Source organism: Stenotrophomonas sp. S4 (assembly GCF_054187805.2).
Map to the genome: position 1 here is coordinate 925,762 of NZ_CM196188.1, position 21,361 is coordinate 947,122.

Annotated in this window: 18 protein-coding genes; 11 read left to right on the top strand and 7 right to left on the bottom strand. The window is 66.8% G+C overall.

From position 1 onward, the window contains the following. The first annotated feature begins 499 nt into the window (after positions 1 to 499). The 3 genes from prpE to ACUZUJ_RS04195 all read left to right on the top strand — a co-directional run bounded on the left by prpE (position 500) and on the right by ACUZUJ_RS04195 (position 4,201). Positions 500 to 2,380 (top strand): propionate--CoA ligase, encoded by a 1,881-nt coding sequence (gene prpE, locus ACUZUJ_RS04185; RefSeq protein WP_049446747.1) that lies wholly within the window; start codon positions 500 to 502, stop codon positions 2,378 to 2,380. A 215-nt stretch (positions 2,381 to 2,595) separates the two neighbouring features. Continuing rightward, complete coding sequence (locus ACUZUJ_RS04190; protein WP_049446744.1) at positions 2,596 to 3,099, top strand: hypothetical protein; 504 nt, start codon at positions 2,596 to 2,598, stop codon at positions 3,097 to 3,099. Positions 3,100 to 3,145: 46 nt separating this feature from the next. Further along, a complete protein-coding gene (locus ACUZUJ_RS04195) occupies positions 3,146 to 4,201 on the top strand; it encodes a suppressor of fused domain protein (protein WP_458220805.1) in 1,056 nt (351 codons plus the stop codon). A 76-nt stretch (positions 4,202 to 4,277) separates the two neighbouring features. Here ACUZUJ_RS04195 and ACUZUJ_RS04200 read toward each other — a convergent pair whose 3' ends face one another. The 5 genes from ACUZUJ_RS04200 to ACUZUJ_RS04220 form a co-directional block, all read right to left on the bottom strand. Continuing rightward, on the bottom strand, positions 4,278 to 4,889 hold the full coding sequence (locus tag ACUZUJ_RS04200; RefSeq protein ID WP_101764983.1) for a glutathione S-transferase N-terminal domain-containing protein: 612 nt from the start codon (positions 4,887 to 4,889) through the stop codon (positions 4,278 to 4,280). A gap of 85 nt (positions 4,890 to 4,974) precedes the next feature. After that, positions 4,975 to 5,433 (bottom strand): cell wall hydrolase, encoded by a 459-nt coding sequence (locus ACUZUJ_RS04205; protein WP_004154513.1) that lies wholly within the window; start codon positions 5,431 to 5,433, stop codon positions 4,975 to 4,977. A 297-nt stretch (positions 5,434 to 5,730) separates the two neighbouring features. Then, positions 5,731 to 7,761, bottom strand: coding sequence for an FAD-dependent oxidoreductase (locus ACUZUJ_RS04210; RefSeq protein WP_458220806.1), 2,031 nt, complete (start codon positions 7,759 to 7,761; stop codon positions 5,731 to 5,733). Between the two features lie 242 nt (positions 7,762 to 8,003). Next, entirely contained in the window at positions 8,004 to 8,633 is a 630-nt protein-coding gene (gene yczE, locus ACUZUJ_RS04215; RefSeq protein WP_049446737.1) for a membrane protein YczE, read from the bottom strand. Between the two features lie 128 nt (positions 8,634 to 8,761). Beyond that, positions 8,762 to 9,781 carry a zinc-binding alcohol dehydrogenase family protein gene (locus ACUZUJ_RS04220; protein ID WP_049446735.1) on the bottom strand — a complete coding sequence of 340 codons (1,020 nt, stop codon included), beginning with the start codon at positions 9,779 to 9,781 and terminating at the stop codon, positions 8,762 to 8,764. 357 nt (positions 9,782 to 10,138) lie between these two features. Between ACUZUJ_RS04220 and ACUZUJ_RS04225 the strand changes: the two genes are divergently transcribed. The 4 genes from ACUZUJ_RS04225 to ACUZUJ_RS04240 all read left to right on the top strand — a co-directional run bounded on the left by ACUZUJ_RS04225 (position 10,139) and on the right by ACUZUJ_RS04240 (position 13,202). Beyond that, complete coding sequence (locus ACUZUJ_RS04225) at positions 10,139 to 11,230, top strand: OmpA family protein (protein ID WP_014036117.1); 1,092 nt, start codon at positions 10,139 to 10,141, stop codon at positions 11,228 to 11,230. A gap of 218 nt (positions 11,231 to 11,448) precedes the next feature. Further along, entirely contained in the window at positions 11,449 to 11,955 is a 507-nt protein-coding gene (locus tag ACUZUJ_RS04230; RefSeq protein WP_458220807.1) for a hypothetical protein, read from the top strand. Between the two features lie 20 nt (positions 11,956 to 11,975). Beyond that, positions 11,976 to 12,782, top strand: coding sequence for a pseudouridine synthase (locus tag ACUZUJ_RS04235; protein WP_014036119.1), 807 nt, complete (start codon positions 11,976 to 11,978; stop codon positions 12,780 to 12,782). Between the two features lie 84 nt (positions 12,783 to 12,866). After that, the gene (locus tag ACUZUJ_RS04240; protein ID WP_049446728.1) at positions 12,867 to 13,202 is read left to right on the top strand and encodes a hypothetical protein; all 336 of its coding nucleotides are present in this window, start codon (positions 12,867 to 12,869) and stop codon (positions 13,200 to 13,202) included. 122 nt (positions 13,203 to 13,324) lie between these two features. Here ACUZUJ_RS04240 and kbl read toward each other — a convergent pair whose 3' ends face one another. After that, entirely contained in the window at positions 13,325 to 14,533 is a 1,209-nt protein-coding gene (gene kbl, locus ACUZUJ_RS04245) for a glycine C-acetyltransferase (RefSeq protein ID WP_458220808.1), read from the bottom strand. Between the two features lie 201 nt (positions 14,534 to 14,734). Here kbl and ACUZUJ_RS04250 point away from each other — a divergent pair, with 201 nt between their 5' ends. Continuing rightward, on the top strand, positions 14,735 to 15,430 hold the full coding sequence (locus ACUZUJ_RS04250; protein ID WP_458220809.1) for a TorF family putative porin: 696 nt from the start codon (positions 14,735 to 14,737) through the stop codon (positions 15,428 to 15,430). Between the two features lie 126 nt (positions 15,431 to 15,556). Here the strand turns inward: ACUZUJ_RS04250 and tdh are convergent, their stop codons facing one another. Further along, positions 15,557 to 16,579, bottom strand: a complete 1,023-nt coding sequence (tdh, locus tag ACUZUJ_RS04255; protein ID WP_032955954.1) for an L-threonine 3-dehydrogenase — start codon at positions 16,577 to 16,579, stop codon at positions 15,557 to 15,559. A gap of 432 nt (positions 16,580 to 17,011) precedes the next feature. Between tdh and ACUZUJ_RS04260 the strand changes: the two genes are divergently transcribed. From ACUZUJ_RS04260 to folC, 3 genes are all read left to right on the top strand, one after another. Continuing rightward, positions 17,012 to 19,174 carry a S46 family peptidase gene (locus ACUZUJ_RS04260; protein ID WP_101764989.1) on the top strand — a complete coding sequence of 721 codons (2,163 nt, stop codon included), beginning with the start codon at positions 17,012 to 17,014 and terminating at the stop codon, positions 19,172 to 19,174. 200 nt (positions 19,175 to 19,374) lie between these two features. Then, positions 19,375 to 20,019, top strand: coding sequence for a histidine phosphatase family protein (locus ACUZUJ_RS04265; protein WP_010483945.1), 645 nt, complete (start codon positions 19,375 to 19,377; stop codon positions 20,017 to 20,019). A gap of 41 nt (positions 20,020 to 20,060) precedes the next feature. Further along, a complete protein-coding gene (folC, locus tag ACUZUJ_RS04270; protein ID WP_458220810.1) occupies positions 20,061 to 21,332 on the top strand; it encodes a bifunctional tetrahydrofolate synthase/dihydrofolate synthase in 1,272 nt (423 codons plus the stop codon). Positions 21,333 to 21,361 lie beyond the last annotated feature (29 nt).

Here is a 21,361-nt window from a genome sequence, read left to right on the forward strand (position 1 = left end):
AGGTGTCGACCTTGGTCGACACGATTTTTCTGTCAGATATCGAATGAATCATCCACGCATGGCGTGGATCTACCGTGTCGACCAAGGTCGACACCCACCAGGGCAATACGCCGTTCCGACAGATCGCGGAATCTGTCGAAGGCGGGGTGGGTCCGGTTGCGGGAGTGTCCGCGGCATGGATGCCGCGGCCAAGCCCCCATGGGTGAGGGTGCTTTGCTTGCGAAGCACTGCTTCGCAAGCGCCCGAACGCACAGTCGCCAGCGGCTGGGCCGGACCGCGGAGCGGGGTTTACGGCGTCTCCCGCAACCGGGCCCATCCCGCCCTCCCACGGATAGTCTGCTGTTGCTTTGGCTTTGGCTTTGGCTTTGGCTTCGGCCTCTGCAGGTGCAGGGCTGCAAGCCCTGCAGAACAAAACCCCACCCCCTACCAAGGTAGGACGGCCCGCGCGGCAGCGCCGGACTATCCTCGAACCCATGACTTTGTCTGGGAGGGCTGCGTCATGAACTACGAGGAAACCTACCGTCGCTCGATCGACGAGCCGGAGGCCTTCTGGGGCGAGGAAGCCAAGCGCATCCATTGGCACAAACCGCCGCAGCAGGTGCTCGACTACAGCAACCCGCCGTTCCGGCGCTGGTTCGTCGGTGGTGAAACCAATCTCTGCTACAACGCCGTCGATCGCCACCTCGCCGAGCGCGCCGACCAGCTCGCGCTGGTTGCCATTTCCACCGAGACCAACAGCACCCGCGAGATCACCTATCGCCAGCTGTATCGCGAAGTGAACGACTTCGCCGCGGTGCTCAAGCATCTCGGCGTTGGCCACGGCGACCGCGTGGTGATCTACATGCCGAACATGGCCGAAGCCGTGTTCGCGATGCTGGCCTGCGCGCGCATCGGTGCGGTGCACTCGGTGGTGTTCGGTGGCTTCGCCGCGCACAACCTGGCGCTGCGCATCGACGACGCCAAGCCCAAGCTGCTGATCGCGGCAGATGCCGGCATGCGCGGTGGCAAGTTGATTCCGTACAAGCCGATGGTCGACGCGGCCTGCGCCGAAGCGGCTTCGCCACCACCGCATGTGTTGATCGTGTCGCGCGGACTGGATGCAGCCGAGCCTCGCGTGTCGGGCCGCGATGTGGAATACGCCGAGCTGCGTGCGCAGATCGGTGAAGTCGATGTGCCGGTGCAGTGGCTGGAAGCCAGCGAGCCGAGCTACCTGTTGTATACCTCCGGCACCACCGGCAAGCCGAAGGGCGTGCAGCGCGATGTCGGTGGTTATGCCGTGGCGATGGCACAGTCGATGGAGACCGTGTTCGACTGCAGGCCGGGACAGGTGATGTTCTCCACGTCCGATGTCGGCTGGGCGGTAGGCCATTCCTACAATGTGTACGGCCCGCTGATCGGCGGCTGTACCTCGCTGCTGTACGAGGGGCTGCCGACCAACCCGGACCCGGGCATCTGGTGGGCGCTGTGCGAGCAGTACAACGTGCGCACGATGTTCTCGTCGCCCACGGCCATCCGCGTGTTGAAGAAGCACGACGCCGATTTCATCCATCGCCACGACCTGCGCGCGCTGAAATATCTGTTCCTGGCCGGCGAGCCGCTGGACGAACCCACCGCGCACTGGATCAGCGAAGCGCTCGGCAAGCCGATCATCGACAACTACTGGCAGACCGAAACCGGTTGGCCGGCACTGACCCTGCTGCCGGGCCTGGAGATGAAGCCGGTGCGCTTCGGTTCGCCGGGCTTCCCCAACCTCGGCTACCGGATGAAGGTGATCGATGAGAACACCGGCGAGGAAGTCGCCCCGGGGCAGAAGGGCGTGCTGGTGGTGTCGCCGCCGTTGCCGCCGGGCTGCATGAGCACGGTGTGGAACGACGACAGCCGTTTCCTGCAGAGTTACTTCAGCCACTTCAAGGAACTGCTGTACAGCTCGCTGGACTGGGCGATCCGCGATGATGATGGCTACACCTTCATCCTCGGCCGCACCGATGATGTGATCAACGTGGCCGGGCACCGCCTGGGCACGCGCGAGATCGAGGAGGCCATTTCCAGTCACCCGCGCGTGGCCGAGGCCGCCGTGATCGGGGTCAAGGATGAGCTGAAGGGGCAGGTGCCGCTGGTGTTCGTCACCCTCAAGCAGGGTCTGGATGGCGAGGATCCGGCGCCGGTGGTGGCCGAGATGATGGCCACGGTGACCACCTCGCTCGGCGCGGTGGCGCGCCCGGCGCACGTGCACGTGGTCAATGCACTGCCCAAGACCCGTTCGGGCAAGCTGCTGCGGCGATCGTTGCAGGCGCTGGCGGAGCAGCGCGACCCGGGTGACCTGTCGACGCTGGACGACCCCAGCGCGCTGGAGGAGATCCGCCGGGCGCTGGGCCGCTGACCCGTTAATGCCGGCCGCTGGCCGGCACCCCCATCAATCCCCAGATTGCCGGCCAGCGGCCGGCACTCCCCTGCGCACTTGCGCTAAGCTCGGCCTGTCATCGACCTGCAACACGCGGCGCGCGCCGGGGAACGCGCGTGCCGCACGGGGATGGCACCCAGGGGGGCGTGCCCGCGAGGGTGCGCCGGCATTGCGCATCAAGGGAGGGGGAGGCAATGGCATTGCTGCACGCCAAGACGGCTGCTGGCCGTCAGGAAATCGAAGACCGTAGCCGGCGCCTGCCGGCGGCACTGCGTTCAATCCTGCTGATGGTCGACGGCCATCGCGACGACGCCGAACTGCGCGGCCTGTTCGAAGGCCTGCGCGCACCACCGGACGCACTGGAGCAATTGTCAGCACAGGGCCTGATCGAAGTGATCGGCGGAAGCGCAGAGGTGGCACCGGCGCGTGGCATCAGCACCGGCCGCGAACAGGATCCGGCGCTGTACCAGCAGTTGTACGACGCGATGAGCGAGGCGGTGCGCCGTCACCTGGGCCTGAAGGGCTACTTCATGCAGTTGAAGATCGAACGCTGCACCGATGCGCTGGCGCTGGAGCGCCTGTGCCCGGAACTGCTGGCGGCGGTGGGCAAGGCGCGCAGCCCTGCATTGGCGCAGCGCTGGTGGCAGGAAACCCAGGCGGCCGTGGTGAACGCTGGCAGTGAGGTCGTGCAGGCCTGAGCCACCGCGTAAAGTGATCGGTTCACTTCCCCACAAGGAGTCCCGCGTGCAGGACCACCACGACGACACCGACACCCCAGGCTGGGACGCGATCAATGCGGCGCTGGCGCCGCTGTATGCCGGCCAGGAGCCGCGCCACTTCGGCACCGCGCTTCCCTATACGCTTGGGGGCCAGGATCCGCTGGATGGCATCAGCGTGTACTGGGCGGATACGCCGGTCCCGCACTGGCATTACATCACCTACGGCTTCTCCGAGCTGTACGCCAAGGAGAGCCGTGATGCGGATGCCAGCGGTTATGGTTTCGAGCTGACCTTCCGCCTCGCTGCCGACGCCGGTGAGAACGCCGGCAGCACGCCCCCCGTGTGGCCGATGAACCTGCTGCAGAACCTGGCGCGCTATGTGTTCGGCAGCGGCAATGTGTTCGAGGATGGCCACCACCTCAACGCCAACGGCCCGATCGCGCTGGAGACCGGCACGCGGCTGTGCCATCTGGCCTTCATTGCCGACCCGCAGTTGCCGGAGCGGGACACGGCCAACGGCCATCTGCAGTTCCTGCAGCTGGTCGGCTTGACCGATGAGGAGATGGAGGCGGTCAAGCGCTGGTCGACGCGTGGTGTGCTGCAGGCGCTGCTGCCGGCGATGGCGCTGTGGATCAGCGATCTGCATCGCGGCAATCTGCTGGACGATCCGGCACTGGCCGCACAGGTGCAGGCCGGCAGCGAGCGCGAGGGCTCCAGCACCGGCATGCTGTTCATCGAGACCCTGGACTGGCGCCAGGAGGCGGGCGTCACCACGCTGGTGCTCGGCGCCGGCCAGGTCGCCAGCGTGTGCGAACTGTTGCCGCTGCGCCTGCGCCACGGCAAATCGCTGGAACTGGTCAGCCGCGAGCGGCAGTGGGAGTTCATTCCGGCCGCGCGCGGTGAAACCGGCGAGGTATCGGCCGACAGCGCGCGCTGGGCATTGGACGAGATGGGCCTGCAGGCCCTGGCAGGCGTGCGTGCCGAGCGCGGGATCTATCCGGTGGCCGGGGCGCTGCGCATCGAAGTGGTGCCGACCTACCTGCGCGATGCCAAGGGTGAAGTGATCCGCCAGATCGGTTGATCACCCCGTTGGAGCCGAGGGGGTCAGAGCCGCCTGCTGCGCAGACGGATCCGACCCCGCTTGGTAGCCGGTGGCGTCAGGCCAGGCCTTCAGCCTTCAGTGCTGCCTGCACGCCGGCATCGGCATCCATGCGCGCCTTGTACGCGGCTAGGTTGTCCAGGCCGGACAGGTCGACCTTGGTGCCGGCGGCCCAGCGCAGGGTGATGTAGAAGTACGGGTCGGCGAAGCTGCGGAAGCCGGCCAGCCAGGGCTTGTCGGCCAGCTGCTTGTCGGCGGTCTCGAACAGGCCACGCAGGCGCTTGTGTGCGGCGGCGCGGATCGCGTCGTACTGGCCTTCGTCGGCAATGAACTTGCCTGGCGAGAACAGCGGCGAGAAGGCCGGATGCACGTCGGAATTGACGAAGGCCAACCAGCGGGTGGCTTCGGCGCGCTGGCGCGGGCTGCCATCGCCGCCGAGGCCGGCCTGCGGGAAGCTGTCGGCGATGTAGCCCATGATCGCGGCGTTCTGCAGCAGAACGAAGTCGCCGTCGACCAGCGCGGGAACGGCGCCGGCCGGATTGATCTTGAGGAATTCCGGACCCTTCAGGGTGTCCTTGTTCAGCAGTTCAACCTCGAACGGCTGGCCGGTCCACTGCAGGGCGATGTGGTCGGCGGTGGAACAGGCACCGGGCTTGCTGTACAGCTTCATGGGAACTCCAGGTGATGCGGGCGGGAAGGCCCCCACTATCCCAGAGCCTGGCGGCGGGCGGCAACGCTGCCGCCAGCACGGATCGTTACGACTGCCGCGGCTTGAGGTTCTGCACCTTATAGAAGGTGTGATCGCCGATGGTGGCCACCTGGTAGGCATTGCGCCAGTTCGGGCTGGCGATGGACAGCGCAGCAAAGTGGCTGGCACCGGGCACGATTTCGCGGCGCTCGCCGGCCGGTAGCGCCCAGTTGCGCTCGGCGTCGAAGGCCACGTTCATCGCCTCGCTCCACGCCGCATCGTTGCCCAGCTGGGTGCCGGGGGAGACGATGGTCGGCGCGAACTGCTTGCGTGCGGTGACCACCTGGCACATCGAGTCGCCCCACAGGCCACTGTCGAGACGGCGCAGTGCGACCTCGGCGACGGCCTGCTGGCCGCGCAGGGTCTGGTCGCGGGCTTCCAGGTAAACGGTGGTGCTCAGACACAGTGAATCAGCGGCCGGCTGCGGCAACAACTGCGACAGCCAGAGAATCCAGGCCAGTTTCATATAACTCCTTGCTCCGTATGGGCCGCACCCTCCGGTTCCGGCCGCGGGGCGACAGGAGGCGGGGGACGACTTGGCGTCATGGGGAGGCGGCCATCGGGGCCGCCCCGTGGGCAGCCCCAAAAGAAACGATCAGTACCGATCGTGGGGGCTGCGCCGGCTCACCGGAAACTGGCTGGTGAGCGGAAAGATGGCGCAAGGTAGGGGGGCATAGCCGAACGCATCGTGAACCGCTCGGCTTGACATTCAGGTTCAACGGGGGTGACGGAAATCACATTCCGTCCCCCATTCAGGCGCTCATCAGAGCGCGGCAGCGACCCGGCTGCCCTGGTCGATGGCGCGTTTTGCATCGAGTTCTGCGGCCACATCGGCACCGCCGATCAGCTGCGCGTTGATGCCGGCCGCCTGCAATTCTGCCTGCAGCATGCGGTTCGGTTCCTGCCCGGCGCAGATCACCACATGGTCGACCGGCAGCAGCTGTTCGCTGCCGTCCACGCGGATGCGCAGGCCTTCGTCGTCCACACCGAGGTACTCGACACCACCGAGCATGCGCACGCCCTTGGCCTTCAGCGTGGCGCGATGGATCCAGCCGGTGGTCTTGCCCAGCCGCGCGCCCGGCTTGCCCGGGCTGCGCTGCAGCAGCCACAGCCGCCGTGGTGACGCCTCGACCTCGGGCCTGGCCAGCGAGCCACGGGCCTCGAAGCTGCTGTCCACGCCCCACTCGGCCATCCAGCGCTGCGGGTCAAGGGAGGGGGACTCACCGGCGTGGCTGAGGAATTCGCCGACATCGAAGCCGATGCCGCCGGCGCCGATGATCGCCGCATTGGCGCCCACTTCGACCCGGCCCAGCAGTACGTCCAGATAGCTGACCACCTTGGCGTGGTCGGCACCGGGGAAGTCGACCTTGCGCGGGGTGATGCCGGTGGCCAGCACCACCTCGTCGAACCCGGCCAGGGTGGCGGCGTCGGCGCGGGTGCCGAGGCGCAGCTGCACGCCGGTTTCGGCCAGTTTGTGACGGAAGTAGCGCAGGGTCTCGTGGAACTCTTCCTTGCCCGGGATGCGCTTGGCCACGTTGAACTGGCCGCCGATCTCCTCGTTGGCATCGAACAGGGTGACCTGGTGACCACGCTGGGCAGCGACGGTGGCACAGGCCAGGCCGGCGGGGCCGGCACCGACCACGGCAACCTTCTTCGGCGTGGCGGTGGGGCGATAGACCAGCTCGGTCTCATGCGCGGCGCGCGGGTTGACCAGGCAGCTGGCCAGCTTGTTCTCGAACACGTGGTCCAGGCAGGCCTGGTTGCAGGCGATGCAGGTGTTGATCGCCTCGGCGCGGCCGGCACGGGCCTTGTTCGGCCATTGCGGGTCGGCCAGCAGCGGGCGCGCCAGCGACACCATGTCGGCGCCGCCATCGGCGAGGATGCGCTCGGCCACCTCGGGCATGTTGATGCGGTTGGTCGCCACCAGCGGCACCTTCACATGCGGCTTGAGCTTGGCGGTGACCCCGGCGAAGGCAGCACGCGGCACCGAGGTGGCGATGGTCGGGATGCGCGCTTCATGCCAGCCGATACCGGAATTGATGATCGTCGCGCCGGCCGCCTCGATTGCCTGCGCCTGCTGCACGATCTCTTCCCAGTTGCTGCCGTCGTCGACCAGATCCACCAGCGACAGGCGATAGATGATGATGAAGTCCGGGCCGCAGGCCTCGCGGATGCGGCGCACGATCTCGACCGCGAAGCGCATGCGCTGGCTGGCGTCACCGCCCCAACGGTCGGTGCGCTTGTTGGTGCGCGGGGCGATGAACTCGTTGATGAGGTAGCCCTCCGAGCCCATCACCTCGACGCCGTCGTAGCCGGCCTCGCGGGCCAGCTTCGCGCTGCGTGCGTAGTCGGCGATATGGCGCTCGATGCCGCTGGCCGACAACGCACGGGGGGTGAACGGGTTGATCGGTGCCTTCAGCTTCGACGGCGCCACCGACAGCGGGTGGTAGGCGTAACGGCCAGCGTGCAGCAGCTGCAGGCAGATCTTCGCGCCGTGCTGGTGCGCAGCGGCGGTGAGCTGGCGGTGCGGCCGCACTTCCCACGGCCAGGACAGCTTGCCGCCGAACGGCTTCAGCCAGCCGACCACGTTCGGCGCGAAGCCGCCGGTGACGATCAGGCCGACTCCGCCCTCGGCGCGCTCGGCGAAGTAGGCCGCCAGCCGCGGGAAGTCGCGGGCGCGATCTTCCAGGCCGGTGTGCATCGAGCCCATCAATACGCGGTTGCGCAGCTGGGTGAAGCCCAGGTCCAGCGGGGCGAACAGATGGGGATAGGCGCTTTCGTTGGCTGGCGACATGGTCGATACGCTTGCGTACGGAAGCGCGAAGCGTGCCGCGAAACGGCGGCCGGGGCAAGGGCCGCCTGGTGGGCAGTGTCGGCGGCTGGCCGGGTACGCTCGGCACATGCGTGCTGTCGCTCCCGCAATTCGCTGCGCGAACCGCGGGCCCCACTTACCGGCCTCCACGCCCCCGCGCCTGCGGCGCTGCCCCCGAACTCCGGGGGCGGTAGTGCCGGCCGCTGGCCGGCATTCCGGCCAGCTCAGGGTGATTGCGGCTGCCGGCCAGCGGCCGGCTCTACCGGGGTGCGGCCGATGCCGAACCAGCCCAGCGTGACCCCGCACAGCGGGCCGATCAGCAGGGCGAAGGCGAGGGTGCCGAGGCCGACATTGCCGCCCAGCCACCAGCCCAGCAGCAATACGCTGCCTTCGATCAGGCTGCGCACCTTCCAGATCGGCCAGCCGGTGCGGGCATGCAGGCCGGTCATCAGGCCATCGCGTGGTCCCGGGCCGAGGCGGGCGCCGATGTACAGGCCGGTGGCCAGCGCGACCAGCAGCATGCCGGCACAGAACATCGCCAGCTGCCAGCCAAGGCCGACGGCCGGCGGCAGCAGCCACAGCCCGAACTGTGCGGAGGGACCGATCAGCATCACGTTGAGCACGGTGCCGACGCCCGGCTTCTGGCGCAGTGGCCACCACAGCAGCAGCACCAGCGCACCGATGACATTGGTCGCCAGGCCGAAGGACAGTGGCGTCTGTGCAGCGATGCCCTGCGACAACACGTCCCAGGGCGCAACACCGATAGCGGCACGGATCATCAGCGAGGCACCGAAGCCATACAGGAACAGGCCGGTGATCAGTTGCAGCAGGCGCAGGGGCAGGGCGGTAGGCATGGCGGGCACAGGGGAAGGGAATCTGTTCCCACCGTATCCCCGTTCCTGCTGCTTCCATAGATACAGATGCCGGTGAATCCGCCGGTACAGGCAGCACCGATCCTGCACGTGGGGCGCTATATGAAGCGTCAGTCGTCCCAGCCCACCAGCGCCAGCTTGCCCACCGTGCGCCCGCTGGCCAAGCGTTCATGCGCGATATCCAGGTTGGCTGCATTGATCGAGCCCAGCGTTTCACTGAGCGTGCCACGCAGCTGGCCGGCATCGATCATGCTGGCGGCGCGGCTGAGGATGCGGTGCTGCTCGATGCGGTCGGCAGTGGCGAAGCGCGAGCGCGCGAACATGAATTCCCAGTGGATGCCGATGCATTTGGCCTTGTACGGATCGCCGATGCGCAGTGCGCCACGCGGCTCCACGATCAGGCCGACATGGCCCTGCGGTGCCAGCAGCTGGCCCAGTTCGTCCCAGTAGTGATCGGTGTCGGCCAGATTGAGCGCCACCTGCACCGCATCGATGCCCAGTGCCTGCAACTGGGGCTGCAGCGGCTGCCGATGGTCGATCACATGCGTGGCCCCCATCTGCCGGCACCAGTCGATCGAGGCCGCGCGCGAGGCGGTGACGATCACCTCGAAGCCGGCATGGCGGGCCAGCTGGATCGCCATCGAGCCCACGCCGCCCGCGCCGCCGATCACCAGCAGGTGCTGGCCGCCATGGCGGCGATCATCCAGGTGCAGCGGCATGCGCTGGAACAGCAGCTCCCAGGCGGTCAGCGTGGTCAGGGGCAGCGCGGCGGCTTCCGCGAAATCGAGCGTGGTCGGCTTGCGGGCGACCAGGCGCTCGTCCACCCACTGGTACTGGGCGTTGCAGCCCGGCCGGGTAACGTCGCCGGCGAAGTAGACCTCGTCACCGGAGGCGAACAGGCTGGCCTCGTCACCGATGGCTTCGACCACACCGGCGGCGTCCCAGCCCAGCACCCGGGGAACCTCGAGGGTGGCCGGATCGGTGGCGGCCCGTTGCTTGCCGTCGACGGGGTTGACCGATACCGCTTCGATCCGGACCAGCAGGTCGCGGCCGCGTGGCGGCAGCGGCGGTGGCAGCAGGACATCACGCAGGGAAGGTGCGTATTCACGACTCAGGGCGACGGCTTTCATCACGGCTCCGGCTGGGTTCGTGATCCCATCATAAGGTTCCTCACGTTTCCGCAAACCTGCTGAACCGTGTGATGCAGTGTGTTGCGCAATATGTCGTTTTTGCCGCTTAAACCCCGTCAAACCCTTGCAGCGTGGGGGTCTTGCGGATTTTCATCATCCTGTATAGGGTTTCAACGTCGGACCGGTGGACGGTCGGGCGCAACACTTCACATGTTACGGGACTGTTAACATGGCCTTCACCCGCCTGAGCATAATGTTCGCGGCGGTGGCGTGCTGAATCGGCTGTCGTACATCGACGCACTAGTGCTGGCCCATGCCTCTACCGGTTTCATACCCCCGAAATAGGAGCTGTACTCAATGAACAAGAAGATCCTTACTGCCGCGCTGCTGGGCGGCCTGGCTTTTGCCCAGGCAGCTTCGGCGCAGGAGTTCGATGACCGCTGGTACCTGACCGGTTCGGCCGGCTTCAACTTCCAGGACAGCGACCGTCTGACCAATGACGCTCCGTTCGTGACCCTGGGCCTGGGTAAGTTCATCAGCCCGAACTGGTCGCTGGACGGTGAGCTGAACTACCAGAACCCGAACTTCGACAGCAACCAGGACCTGAACTGGTCGCAGTACGGCGTCTCGCTGGACCTGCGTCGCCACTTCATCAAGGAAGGCCGCGGCTGGAACCCGTACATCGTCGGTGGCCTGGGCTACCAGAAGTCGGAAGAGCAGTACGCTGCCCTGGACAACAACGGTCCGCGCAAGCGTAAGGACGGCAACGTTGCCGCCAAGCTGGGCGTCGGCCTGCAGACCACCTTCGAGAAGCGTGTTGCTGTCCGCGCCGAAGTGGCCTACCGCGCTGACTTCGACGACCAGAGCATCGCCGCCAAGGACGAAAGCTGGTTCGGCGATGTGCTGGCTTCGGTCGGCGTCGTGATCCCGCTGGGCCCGGCTCCGGTCGCGGCTGCTCCGGCTCCGGCTCCGGTTGCCCCGAGCTGCGCCGACCTGGACGACGACGGTGACGGCGTCAACAACTGCGACGACAAGTGCCCGAACTCGCAGCCGGGTCAGACCATCGGTCCGGACGGTTGCCCGGTTCCGGTCTCCATCGACCTGAAGGGCGTCAACTTCGACTTCGACAAGTCGAACCTGCGTCCGGACGCCGTGGCGATCCTGAGCGAAGCCACCGAGATCCTGAAGCGTTACCCGGATCTGCGCGTTGAAGTTGCCGGTCACACCGACTCGAAGGGTACCGACGCTTACAACCAGAAGCTGTCGGAGCGTCGCGCTACCGCCGTGTACAACTACCTGACCAAGAACGGCGTTGACGCCGGTCGTCTGGTCGGCCCGATCGGCTACGGCGAGAGCCGTCCGATTGCTCCGAACACCAACCCGGATGGTTCGGACAACCCGGAAGGTCGCGCCAAGAACCGTCGTACCGAGCTGAACGTCCAGAACTAAGTTCTGACGCTCTGCCAGTAGGACACAGCAGGACCCGGCTTCGGCCGGGTCTTGTTGTTTCTGCGGCCCGGAAGCCGGCGTTTCGTGCGCGAGAGCAACCGTTCGTCGGAACTTTACTCGTAAAACCAATGAGTTGCCGTATTCATTGAAAGTGGCGCTTGAAAGCTGACGCGGCATTGCTAAACTCGCCGCGTCACTTCCTTCCGTGGATGTCCCTCATGCTGCGCTCTGCATCGGCCGCCGTCCTGGCGCTGGCCCTGGTTCCCGCCGCCCACGCTGCGGTCGATTGCTCGGTCAACACCAGCGCGTCGCCGCTGCCGTTGCCCGCCACGACCATCGCACCGGTGGCCGACGAGCTGTACATCCGTGGCAACCAGCTGGGCATGCCGGCTGGCGTGTTGAGCAGCAACTACGATCCGTCGCAGTCGCTGGACCAGGTGCTGCAGCGCCTGCGCATCGATGGCTGCCAGAACATCGCCAAGGCCATCCCGAGCGCGCCGGCAGTGAAGCCGAACGATCCGGCGGCCTACAAGCCGCAGACCGAGTTCGACAACACGCCGTGGCGCTTCGACATGAGCCAGAACGGCAAGCGCATGACCGCTGAAGAATTCGACGCCTGGATGAAGGCGCGCGGTGTGCGCGTGGTCAAGGCGCGTCCGGTTCCGGCCGCTACTCCGGCTGCGGCCGAAGCACCGGCTGAGACCAAGCCGGTCGACAAGAAGTAAGCGCTGCGGGGAGCAGAGGCTTGCGCACGCGCCGCCCACCTGCCGCCCCCGCCGCCCGCTCCCACGCACCGCGTGGGCGTGCGGTTCCGAATGTCTCCAGTGGCGTGCGCCATGGGCTGGCGCGCGTGCTGTCCAAGGCCGGCGTGTGCTCGCGCAGCGAGGCCGCGCGCTGGATCGCCGAGGGCCGCGTACGCGTGTCCGGCCGCATCGTCCGTGATCCCGAATTCCCGATTGGACAGCCTGCGCCACCGATCGAAGTCGATGGCCAGCCGATGGATGCGCCGCAGCGCCTGTACCTGATGCTCAACAAGCCGCGCGGCGTGGTGACCACGGCGCAGGACGAGCGTGGTCGCGACACCGTGTATCGCTGCTTTGATGGTGCCGGCCTGCCGTGGATCGCGCCGGTCGGGCGCCTGGACAAGGCCAGCGAAGGGTTGCTGTTGTTCAGCAATGATCCGCAGTGGGCGGCGCGCCTGACCGATCCAGAGACCGGCCCGCAGAAGACCTATCACGTGCAGGTGGATCGTCTGCCCGACGAGGACACCCTGGCCGCGCTGCGCGCCGGTGTCGAGGACGAGGGCGAGTTCCTCGTCGCCCAGGCCGTGCGCGTGCTGCGCAGTGGCGACAAGACCGCATGGCTGGAGGTGGTCCTCGACGAGGGCCGCAACCGTCATATCCGCCGCCTGTTGGCGGCCTTCGACCTGCAGGTGCTGCGCCTGGTCCGGGTCGCGATCGGTGGGCTGCTGCTCGGCGATCTCGGCAAGGGGCAATGGCGGGTGCTGGAGGTCAGTGACCAGCAGCGGCTGGGGGCCGCTGCACCGGGCTGATCATCGCCCGCGGCCGGCAGTTGCCGGCCACCGTTCCAGGCGTAGGGGGCGCCTGGTTGTTGAATTTCCCGAACGGAGCCTGCCATGTACCACCCGACCCTCAACCAAACCCTGCGCTGTGCAGGCCTGCTGCTGCCGATGGTGCTGCTGACCGCCTGTGGCGGCCACAAGAAGGTGGCCAAGGCGGAAACGCCTGCCGAGACCCCGGTGGTGGAAGTGAAGACCCCGGAGCTGGATGGTCGCGGCAGCTACCGCTTCCTGATGAGCGACGGCGACAAGAAAATGACTGCCGATGAGTTCGATGCCTGGATGAAGGCAAACGGCATCCGCGTTGCCAAGGGCAACGGCCAGGACGCTGCCGCCAAGCCGGTGGTGGTGGCCAGCAAGGAAGAGCCGAAGGGCAAGAAGAAAAAGAAGTAATGCCCGTGGGTGCCGACCCTGGTCGGCACGCCCTCAAGCTCCGGTGGGTGCCGACCTTGGTCGGCACGCTTTGATAGGGTCGGACCCCTTTCCGCAGGAAAGGGCTCCGACCCCGGCCATGATCAGCCCTTGACCACGCCCAGCTCGACACCGATGCGGGTAAAGGCATCGATCGCGCGGTCCAGGTGCTCGCGGCTGTGCGCGGCGCTGATCTGGGTACGGATGCGGGCCTGGCCCTTGGGCACCACCGGGAAGAAGAAGCCGATCGCGTAGATGCCTTCTTCCAGCAGGCGCTCGGCGAACTTCTGCGCCAACGGTGCGTCATACAGCATCACCGGGCTGATCGGATGCACGCCCGGCTTCACGTCGAAACCGGCGGCGGTCATCTTCTCGCGGAAGTAGGCGGTGTTCTCGGCCAGGGTGCTGCGCAGGTCGTCGGCGGCAGCCAGCATTTCGAACGCCTTGATGCCGGCGGCCACCACATGCGGCGGCAGCGAGTTGGAGAACAGGTACGGGCGCGAGCGCTGGCGCAGCAGTTCGATCACTTCGGCGCTGGCGCAGGTGAAGCCGCCCAGTGCGCCGCCCATGGCCTTGCCCAGGGTGCCGGTGATGATGTCGATCTTCTCCAGCACGCCCTTGACCTCGGCCGAACCACGGCCGGTGGCGCCAAGGAAGCCGGTGGCGTGGCATTCGTCGATGTGCACCAGTGCGTTGTACTTCTTCGCCAGCGCGGTGATCTCGTCCAGCGGCGCGATGGAGCCGTCCATCGAGAACACGCCGTCGGTGGTGATCAGCTTGGTCTTGCAGCCGGCGGCATCGGCGGCCTGCAGCTGGGCTTCCAGATCGGCCATGTCGCAGTTGGCGTAGCGGAAGCGCTTGGCCTTGCACAGGCGCACGCCGTCGATGATCGAAGCATGGTTCAGCGCGTCGGAAATGATCGCGTCGTTCTCGCCGAGCAGCGGCTCGAACAGGCCACCGTTGGCATCGAAGCAGGCTGCATACAGGATGGTGTCCTGCTTGCCGAAGAAATCGGCGATCTGCTTCTCCAGCTGCTTGTGCAGGTCCTGGGTGCCGCAGATGAAGCGCACCGAGGCCATGCCGAAGCCGTGGGTATCCAGTGCGTCCTTGGCGGCCTGGATCAGGTCCGGATGGTCGGCCAGGCCCAGGTAGTTGTTGGCGCAGAAGTTCAGCACCTTGCGGCCGTCGTCGAGGGTGATCTCGGCCGACTGCGGGCTGGTGATGATCCGCTCGGACTTGAACAGGCCCTGGGCGCGGATGGCGTCCAGTTCCTCGGCGTAGTGGCGGGTCAGGGCGGAGGAGGCGTCGGTCATGGCGTGGGCACGGCTCTGAACGGGGAAACCGCTGATTCTACCGGGCATCGTCGGTCACCAACCGGGCCGGATGGGGCATCGCCACGGCCGGCACATGTTGCATCGCAATAGCAAAGTGGTTAAGAATTCGTGAACCGGAGCTGTCGCGTTCCGGCCGCTCCCGCCTTCCACGCCACGCCACCGCCCCCACCGGAGACGCTCATGAAGCACGCCCGTGCCTGCCTCGCCATTGCCGCTGCCCTGACCCTGGCCGCCCCGTTCGCCGCCAGCGCGCAGGAGGACGAATCGCCGTACAGCTGGAATGTCACCGCCGTTTCCGACTACCTGTTCCGTGGCGTGTCGCAGACCGACGAGAAGCCGACCCTGCAGGCGGGCTTCACCTACACCTCGCCGGTGGGCCTGTATGCCGGTGTGTGGGGTTCGGGCGTGGACTTCGGTCCGGGTGACCCGAACACCGAGATCGACTACCAGATCGGCTACGGCGTGGACGTCACTTCGCGCGTCAACTTCGACGTGCTGCTGAACCGCTACACCTACATCGGTGCCAGCCACCAGAACTACAACGAGCTGGTGACCACCACCACGCTCGACGACACCTACAAGCTGACCGTGGCCTACACCAACGACCAGTGGAGCAGCGGCACCGATGGCTGGTACTACGGCGTCGGCGGCCAGTGGGGCCTGCCGCAGGACTTCACGCTGAACGCCAACGTCGGCCGCAGCAGCTTCGAGAAGGGCCTGGCCAAGGACTACACCGACTGGAACGTCGGCGTCAGCCGCCAGTTCGGCCTGTTCAACGTCGGCCTGGGTTACTACGGTACCGACGGCAATGGCCGCGAGAACTCGGGCAAGCTGGCACACAGCCGCGTGCTGCTGACCGTGGCCATCGGCAAATAACCCTTGCTTCGGTAGGTGCCAGGCTTGCCTGGCACGCTTTACGAAAAAGGCGCCCATCGGGCGCCTTTTTCAGTTTCAAGGTGTGCGGAGCAAGCTCGGCACCCACCCATCGCGCTCGGCGAAGGGTCAATTCCAGCTCAGTACCACCTTGCCGGCCTTGCCTTCTTCCATCAGGTCGAAGCCCTTCTGGAACTCGTCGATCGGCAGCTGGTGGGTCATCACCTTGCCGAGCGGGAAGCCGGACAGCACCAGCTGGGTCATCTTGTACCAGGTCTCGTACATCTTGCGGCCGTAGATGCCCTGCACGGTCAGGCCCTTGAAGATGATCTTGTCCCAGTCGCAGCCGGCGCCCTTGGGCATGATGCCGAGCATGGCGATCTTGCCGCCGTGGTACATGCAGTCGAGCATGTCGTTGAACGCGCGCGGGTTGCCGCTCATTTCCAGGCCCACGTCGAAGCCCTCCATGTGCAGTTCCTTCATCACGTCCTTCAGCGACTGGTTGGCGACGTTGACCACGCGCGTCGCGCCCATGTCGGCGGCCAGCTTCAGGCGGAAGTCGTTGACGTCGGTCACCACCACGTTGCGCGCACCGATGTGCTTGCAGATGCCGGCGGCGATGATGCCGATCGGACCGGCGCCGGTGATCAGCACGTCTTCGCCGATCACGTCGAATTCCAGCGCGCAGTGTGCGGCGTTGCCGTACGGGTCGAAGAACGCGGCCAGTTCCGACGGGATCTGGTCCGGGATCGGCCACAGGTTGCTGGCCGGCATCACCATGTATTCGGCGAAGGCGCCGTTGACGTTGACGCCGATGCCGACGGTGTTCGGGCACAGGTGGGGGCGGCCGCCACGGCAGTTGCGGCAGTGGCCGCAGACGATATGGCCTTCGGCCGAGACGCGCTGGCCGATCTCATAGCCGGTCACCGCCGAGCCGAGCGCGGCGATGCGGCCGACGAACTCATGGCCGATGGTCAGGCCCGGCTTGATGGTGCGCTGGCTCCACTCGTCCCACAGGTAGATGTGCAGGTCGGTGCCGCAGATCGCGGTCTTCTCCAGCTTGATCAGGACCTCGTTCGGGCCCGGGGTCGGAACCGGAACTTCTTCCAGCCAGATGCCCTTGGCCGCTTCGCGCTTGACCAGGGCCTTCATCGTTTGCTGCGCCATCGGGGTGGAACTCGTCAGGGGGAAAGCGCGGATTATAGGGTGCCGCGCGGATTTCCCATGTTGCGCTGCGGGTGCAATGGCGGAACGAAAGGCGTGCGCCGGCGGGCGTTTCGAACGTACTGCGAACAGCGGCGTCGCTTCGCTCGCCGGGCATGGCTCGGCGCTACCGTCCGAGGCCAGGGGACTGTGGGGAGGCGAGAGGCCAGGCCGATGCAGGACCGTGAGCGCCATGGATGGCGCGACCGAGCCCCCATGGATGGGTTTACGGCGTGTCCTGCATCGGCCTGGCCTCTCGCCTCTGACCGATCGCAATGGAGAGGCTGAACGGTGGAAGCACCTGATTGCATGACTTCCGGGGTTCGGGCCGGGGCAGGGCGGCGGGCTACAATCGAGGGTTCCACTACCAGGGGCCGCTCCATGCGCTCGAACCTGCTTGCATTCTCCATCGTCGCCAGCCTCGGGCTGGCCCAGGTCGCCCATGCCGCTGAAGGCATGTGGGTGCCGCAGCAGCTGCCGGAAATCGCCGGTCCGCTGCAGAAGGCTGGCCTGAAGCTGTCCCCGGAGCAGCTGTCCAACCTCACCGGCGACCCGATGGGCGCGGTCGTCGCCCTCGGCGGTTGCACCGCCAGCTTCGTGTCGCCGCAGGGCCTGGTGGTCACCAACCACCACTGCGCGTATGGCGCCATCCAGCTGAATTCGACCGCGCAGAAGAACCTGATCAAGGACGGCTTCAACGCGCCGACCCTGAAGGACGAACTGAGCGCCGGACCGAACGCCCGCGTGTTCGTGCTCGACCAGATCACCGACGTCACCACCCAGGCCAAGGCCGCCATCGCTGCCGCCGGCAACGACCCGCTGGCCCGCAGCCGCGCGCTGGACGCCTTCGACAAGGCCCAGGTGGCCGCCTGTGAAGCCGACGCCGGCTTCCGCTGCCGCCTGTACAGCTTCTCTGGCGGCAACACCTACCGCCTGTTCCGCAACATGGAAATCAAGGACGTGCGCCTGGTCTACGCACCCCCGGGCAGCGTCGGCAAGTTCGGCGGTGACGTCGACAACTGGATGTGGCCGCGCCACACCGGCGATTTCTCGTTCTACCGCGCCTATGTGGGCAAGGACGGCAAGCCGGCTGCCTTCGCCGCCGACAACGTGCCGTACCAGCCCAAGCACTTCCTGAAGTTCGCCGACCAGCCGCTGGGCGCCGACGACTTCGTGATGGTGGCTGGCTACCCAGGCCGCACCAACCGCTACGCACTGGCCGGTGAGTTCAACGAAACCGCCAGCTTCACCTACCCGACCATCGCCAAGCACTACAACGCGGTGCTGAAGATGATCGCCGACGCCGGCAAGGCCGACGCCGACGTCAAGGTGAAGTACGCCGCCACCGCCGCCAGCATGAACAACGTGGCCAAGAACTACCTGGGCCAGCTGGAAGGCTTCAAGCGCATCGACGCCGCTGGCCAGAAGCAGGCTGAAGAAGCCGCCGTGCTGGCGTGGCTGAAGAAGCAGGGCGCTGCCGGCAAGCCGGCCCTGGCTGCACACGCGCAGCTGCTCAAGCATCTGGATACCAGCAAGTCGACCCGCGAACGCGACCTGTTCGTCGGCCAGTTCAACAACACCTCGGCCGTTGGCGCAGCGATCACCCTGTACCGCCTGTCGATCGAGCGCAGCAAGCCGGATGCCGAACGCGAAGCCGGTTACCAGGAACGCGACCTGACCACCATCGAAGGTGGCCTGAAGCAGATGGACCGCCGCTACGTGGCGAAGATGGACCAGCAGCTGCAGACCTACTGGCTGGACCAGTACGTGGCCCTGCCGGCCGCGCAGCGCGACAACGAAGTGCTGAACAAGTGGCTGGCCGGCAGCGATGCCGCTGCGGTCAAGTCGCTGGTGAACAAGCTGAGCGGCACCGAGCTGGGCAGCCTGGACACCCGCCTGAAGTGGTTCAAGGCCGACCGTGCCGCGTTCGAAGCCAGCAGCGATCCGGCCATCCAGTACGCCGTGGCCGTCATGCCGGCACTGCTGAAGCAGGAAGAGCAGAAGAAGATCCGCGAAGGCGAATCGCTGACCGCACGTCCGCTGTACCTGCAGGCCGTGGCTGACTACAAGAAGAGCCAGGGCGAGTTCGTCTACCCCGACGCCAACCTGTCGCTGCGCATCACCTTCGGCAACGTCATGGGCTATGGCAAGGACGGCGTGAAGTACACCCCGTTCACCACCCTGGAAGGCGTGGCGGCGAAGGAAACCGGCGAAGATCCGTTCGATTCGCCGAAGGCGCTGCTCGATGCGGTCAAGGCCAAGCGTTACGGTGGCCTGGAAGACAAGCGCATTGGCTCGGTGCCGGTGAACTTCCTGTCCAACCTGGACATCACCGGCGGCAATTCGGGTTCGCCGGTGCTGGATGCCAACGGCAAGCTGGTCGGCCTGGCCTTCGATGGCAACTGGGAATCGGTCAGCTCCAACTGGGTGTTCGACCCGGTGATGACCCGCATGATCGCCGTCGACAGCCGCTACATGCAGTGGATCATGCAGGAAGTGGCGCCGGCGCCGCAGCTGTTGAAGGAACTGAACCTGGCCAAGTAACTCGGTTGCGGTAGTACCGGCCGCTGGCCGGCAACCTCGACCCGATGGCTGGAAACTCCGAAACCCCGCGACGCAGGTCGCGGGGTTTTTTCATGCCCGGCCCGGCCCGGTGCGCCGAACAGGTATCATCCCTGTTCCGCGTACTTCACAGGATGTGAACGAAACGCGGAAACCTCCTCCCCCCAGGACCCCTTGCACGCATGCGCATCTTGCTTGCCCGCCACGGCGAAACGCCGTGGAACGCCGAAGGCCGCTACCAGGGCCAGATCGATATTCCGCTTTCGCCGATCGGTGAGGCCCAGGCCCAGGCACTGGGTGCCCGCCTGGCCTCGGTGGACATCACCCGTGCCGTCGCCTCGCCGCTGTCGCGCGCGCAGCGCACCGCGCAGCTGGCGCTTGGCGCCGCCCGTGCCGACATGCTGCTGACCGAGCCGGAGCTGCAGGAAATCGCCCACGGTGAGTGGGAAGGCCTGCTGGCCAGCGAAATCAATGAAAAGGATCCGTCGCGCCTGCAGGCCTGGCGCGAGGAGCCGGATACCGTGCTGATGCCCGGCGGCGAATCGCTGCGCCTGGTGCTGGAGCGCAGCTGGCGCGGCCTGGCCCGCGCCACCGAAGGCCTTGGCGAGCACGACACCCTGCTGGTGGTCGCCCATGACGCGGTCAACCGCGTGATCCTGTGCAAGGTGCTGGGCCTGCCGATCTCGCGCCTGTGGACCTTCCGCCAGGCACCGACCACGCTCAACCTGCTTGAAGGCGCCGACCTGGACAGCCTGGAAGTGGTGCGCCTGAACGACTGCGCCCACCACACGCCGTTCTTCGGCGAAGCCAAGCACCGCGCTCTCTGATCCATCCCCTCGCATCAACTGCTTCTGCTGGAACTGCTGCCGTGACGAACACCCCGACCACCCTGGCCGACTGGCTGGACTACATTGAACGCCAGCACCCGGCGACCATCGACATGGGCCTGGAGCGCGTGCGCGCCGTGGCTGCAGCGATGGGCCTGGGTACGCCGGCCCAGCGCACCATCGTGGTCGGTGGCACCAACGGCAAGGGCTCCACCGTGGCCTTCATCGAAGCCATTGCACGCGCGGCGGGCTGGAAGGTCGGCGCCTACACCTCGCCGCACCTGCTGCGCTACAACGAGCGCGTGCGCATCGACGGCCAGGACGTGGACGATGCCGCGCTGGTCGCTGCGTTCAATGCGGTCGAAGCCGCGCGTGGCGACATCACGCTGACCTATTTCGAGTACGGCACGCTGGCCGCGCTGCAGTTGTTCGCCGACGCCGGGCTGGACCTGGCGGTACTGGAAGTGGGCCTGGGCGGTCGACTGGATGCGGTCAACATCATCGATGCCGATGTGGCAGTGATCACCACCGTGGACATCGACCATGCCGAATGGCTGGGCGAAGACCGCGAAGCGATCGGCACCGAGAAGGCCGGCATCATCCGTGGCTGGAAGCCGGTGATCCTGGGCGAGACCGATCCGCCGTCCAGCGTGCTGGCGCGTGCCTATCTGGTGGGTGCCAACGCGATCCGCGGCGGCAGCGATTATTTCTACGAGCCGATCGATGCCCAGCGCTGGCGCTGGCGCGACGTCGGCCTGCGCATGGAACTGCCGACACCGGCGCTGGCCGGCCCGATCCAGCTGGCCAACGCGGGTGCCGCCATTGCTGCGCTGCGCGCGCTGGACAAGCCGGTGCCGCGTGCGGCGTGGGCTGCCGGTATCGCGGCGGCGCGCATCTCTGGCCGCCTGCAGGCGTTCGAGCGTGACGGTGTGCAGGTCCGCGTGGACGTAGGCCACAACCCGCAGGCGGCGGGCCAGCTGGCGCGCGCGCTGAAGTCCGAAGCGTCGGCCGGGCGCACCCTGGCAGTGTACGCCGCACTGCAGGACAAGGACGCGGTGGGCGTGGTGCAGGCGCTGCAGGACGTGGTCGGCGAGTGGACCCTGGCTGGCCTGGACGGCCCGCGCGGGCAGAGTGCTGCCCAGTTGCAGGCGCGCCTGGCCGGCACGGCGGCGGCCAAGGCCCAGCGGGCTGATACCGTCGAACAGGCGCTGGCACAGGTACTGGCCCAGGCTGGGCGCGGTGACCGCGTACTGGTGTTCGGCTCCTTCCATACCGCTGCTGCCGCGCTGCAATGGTTGCAGGGCGCCGCCTGATCCGCGTTCAGCCAATGCCGACGCCGCCC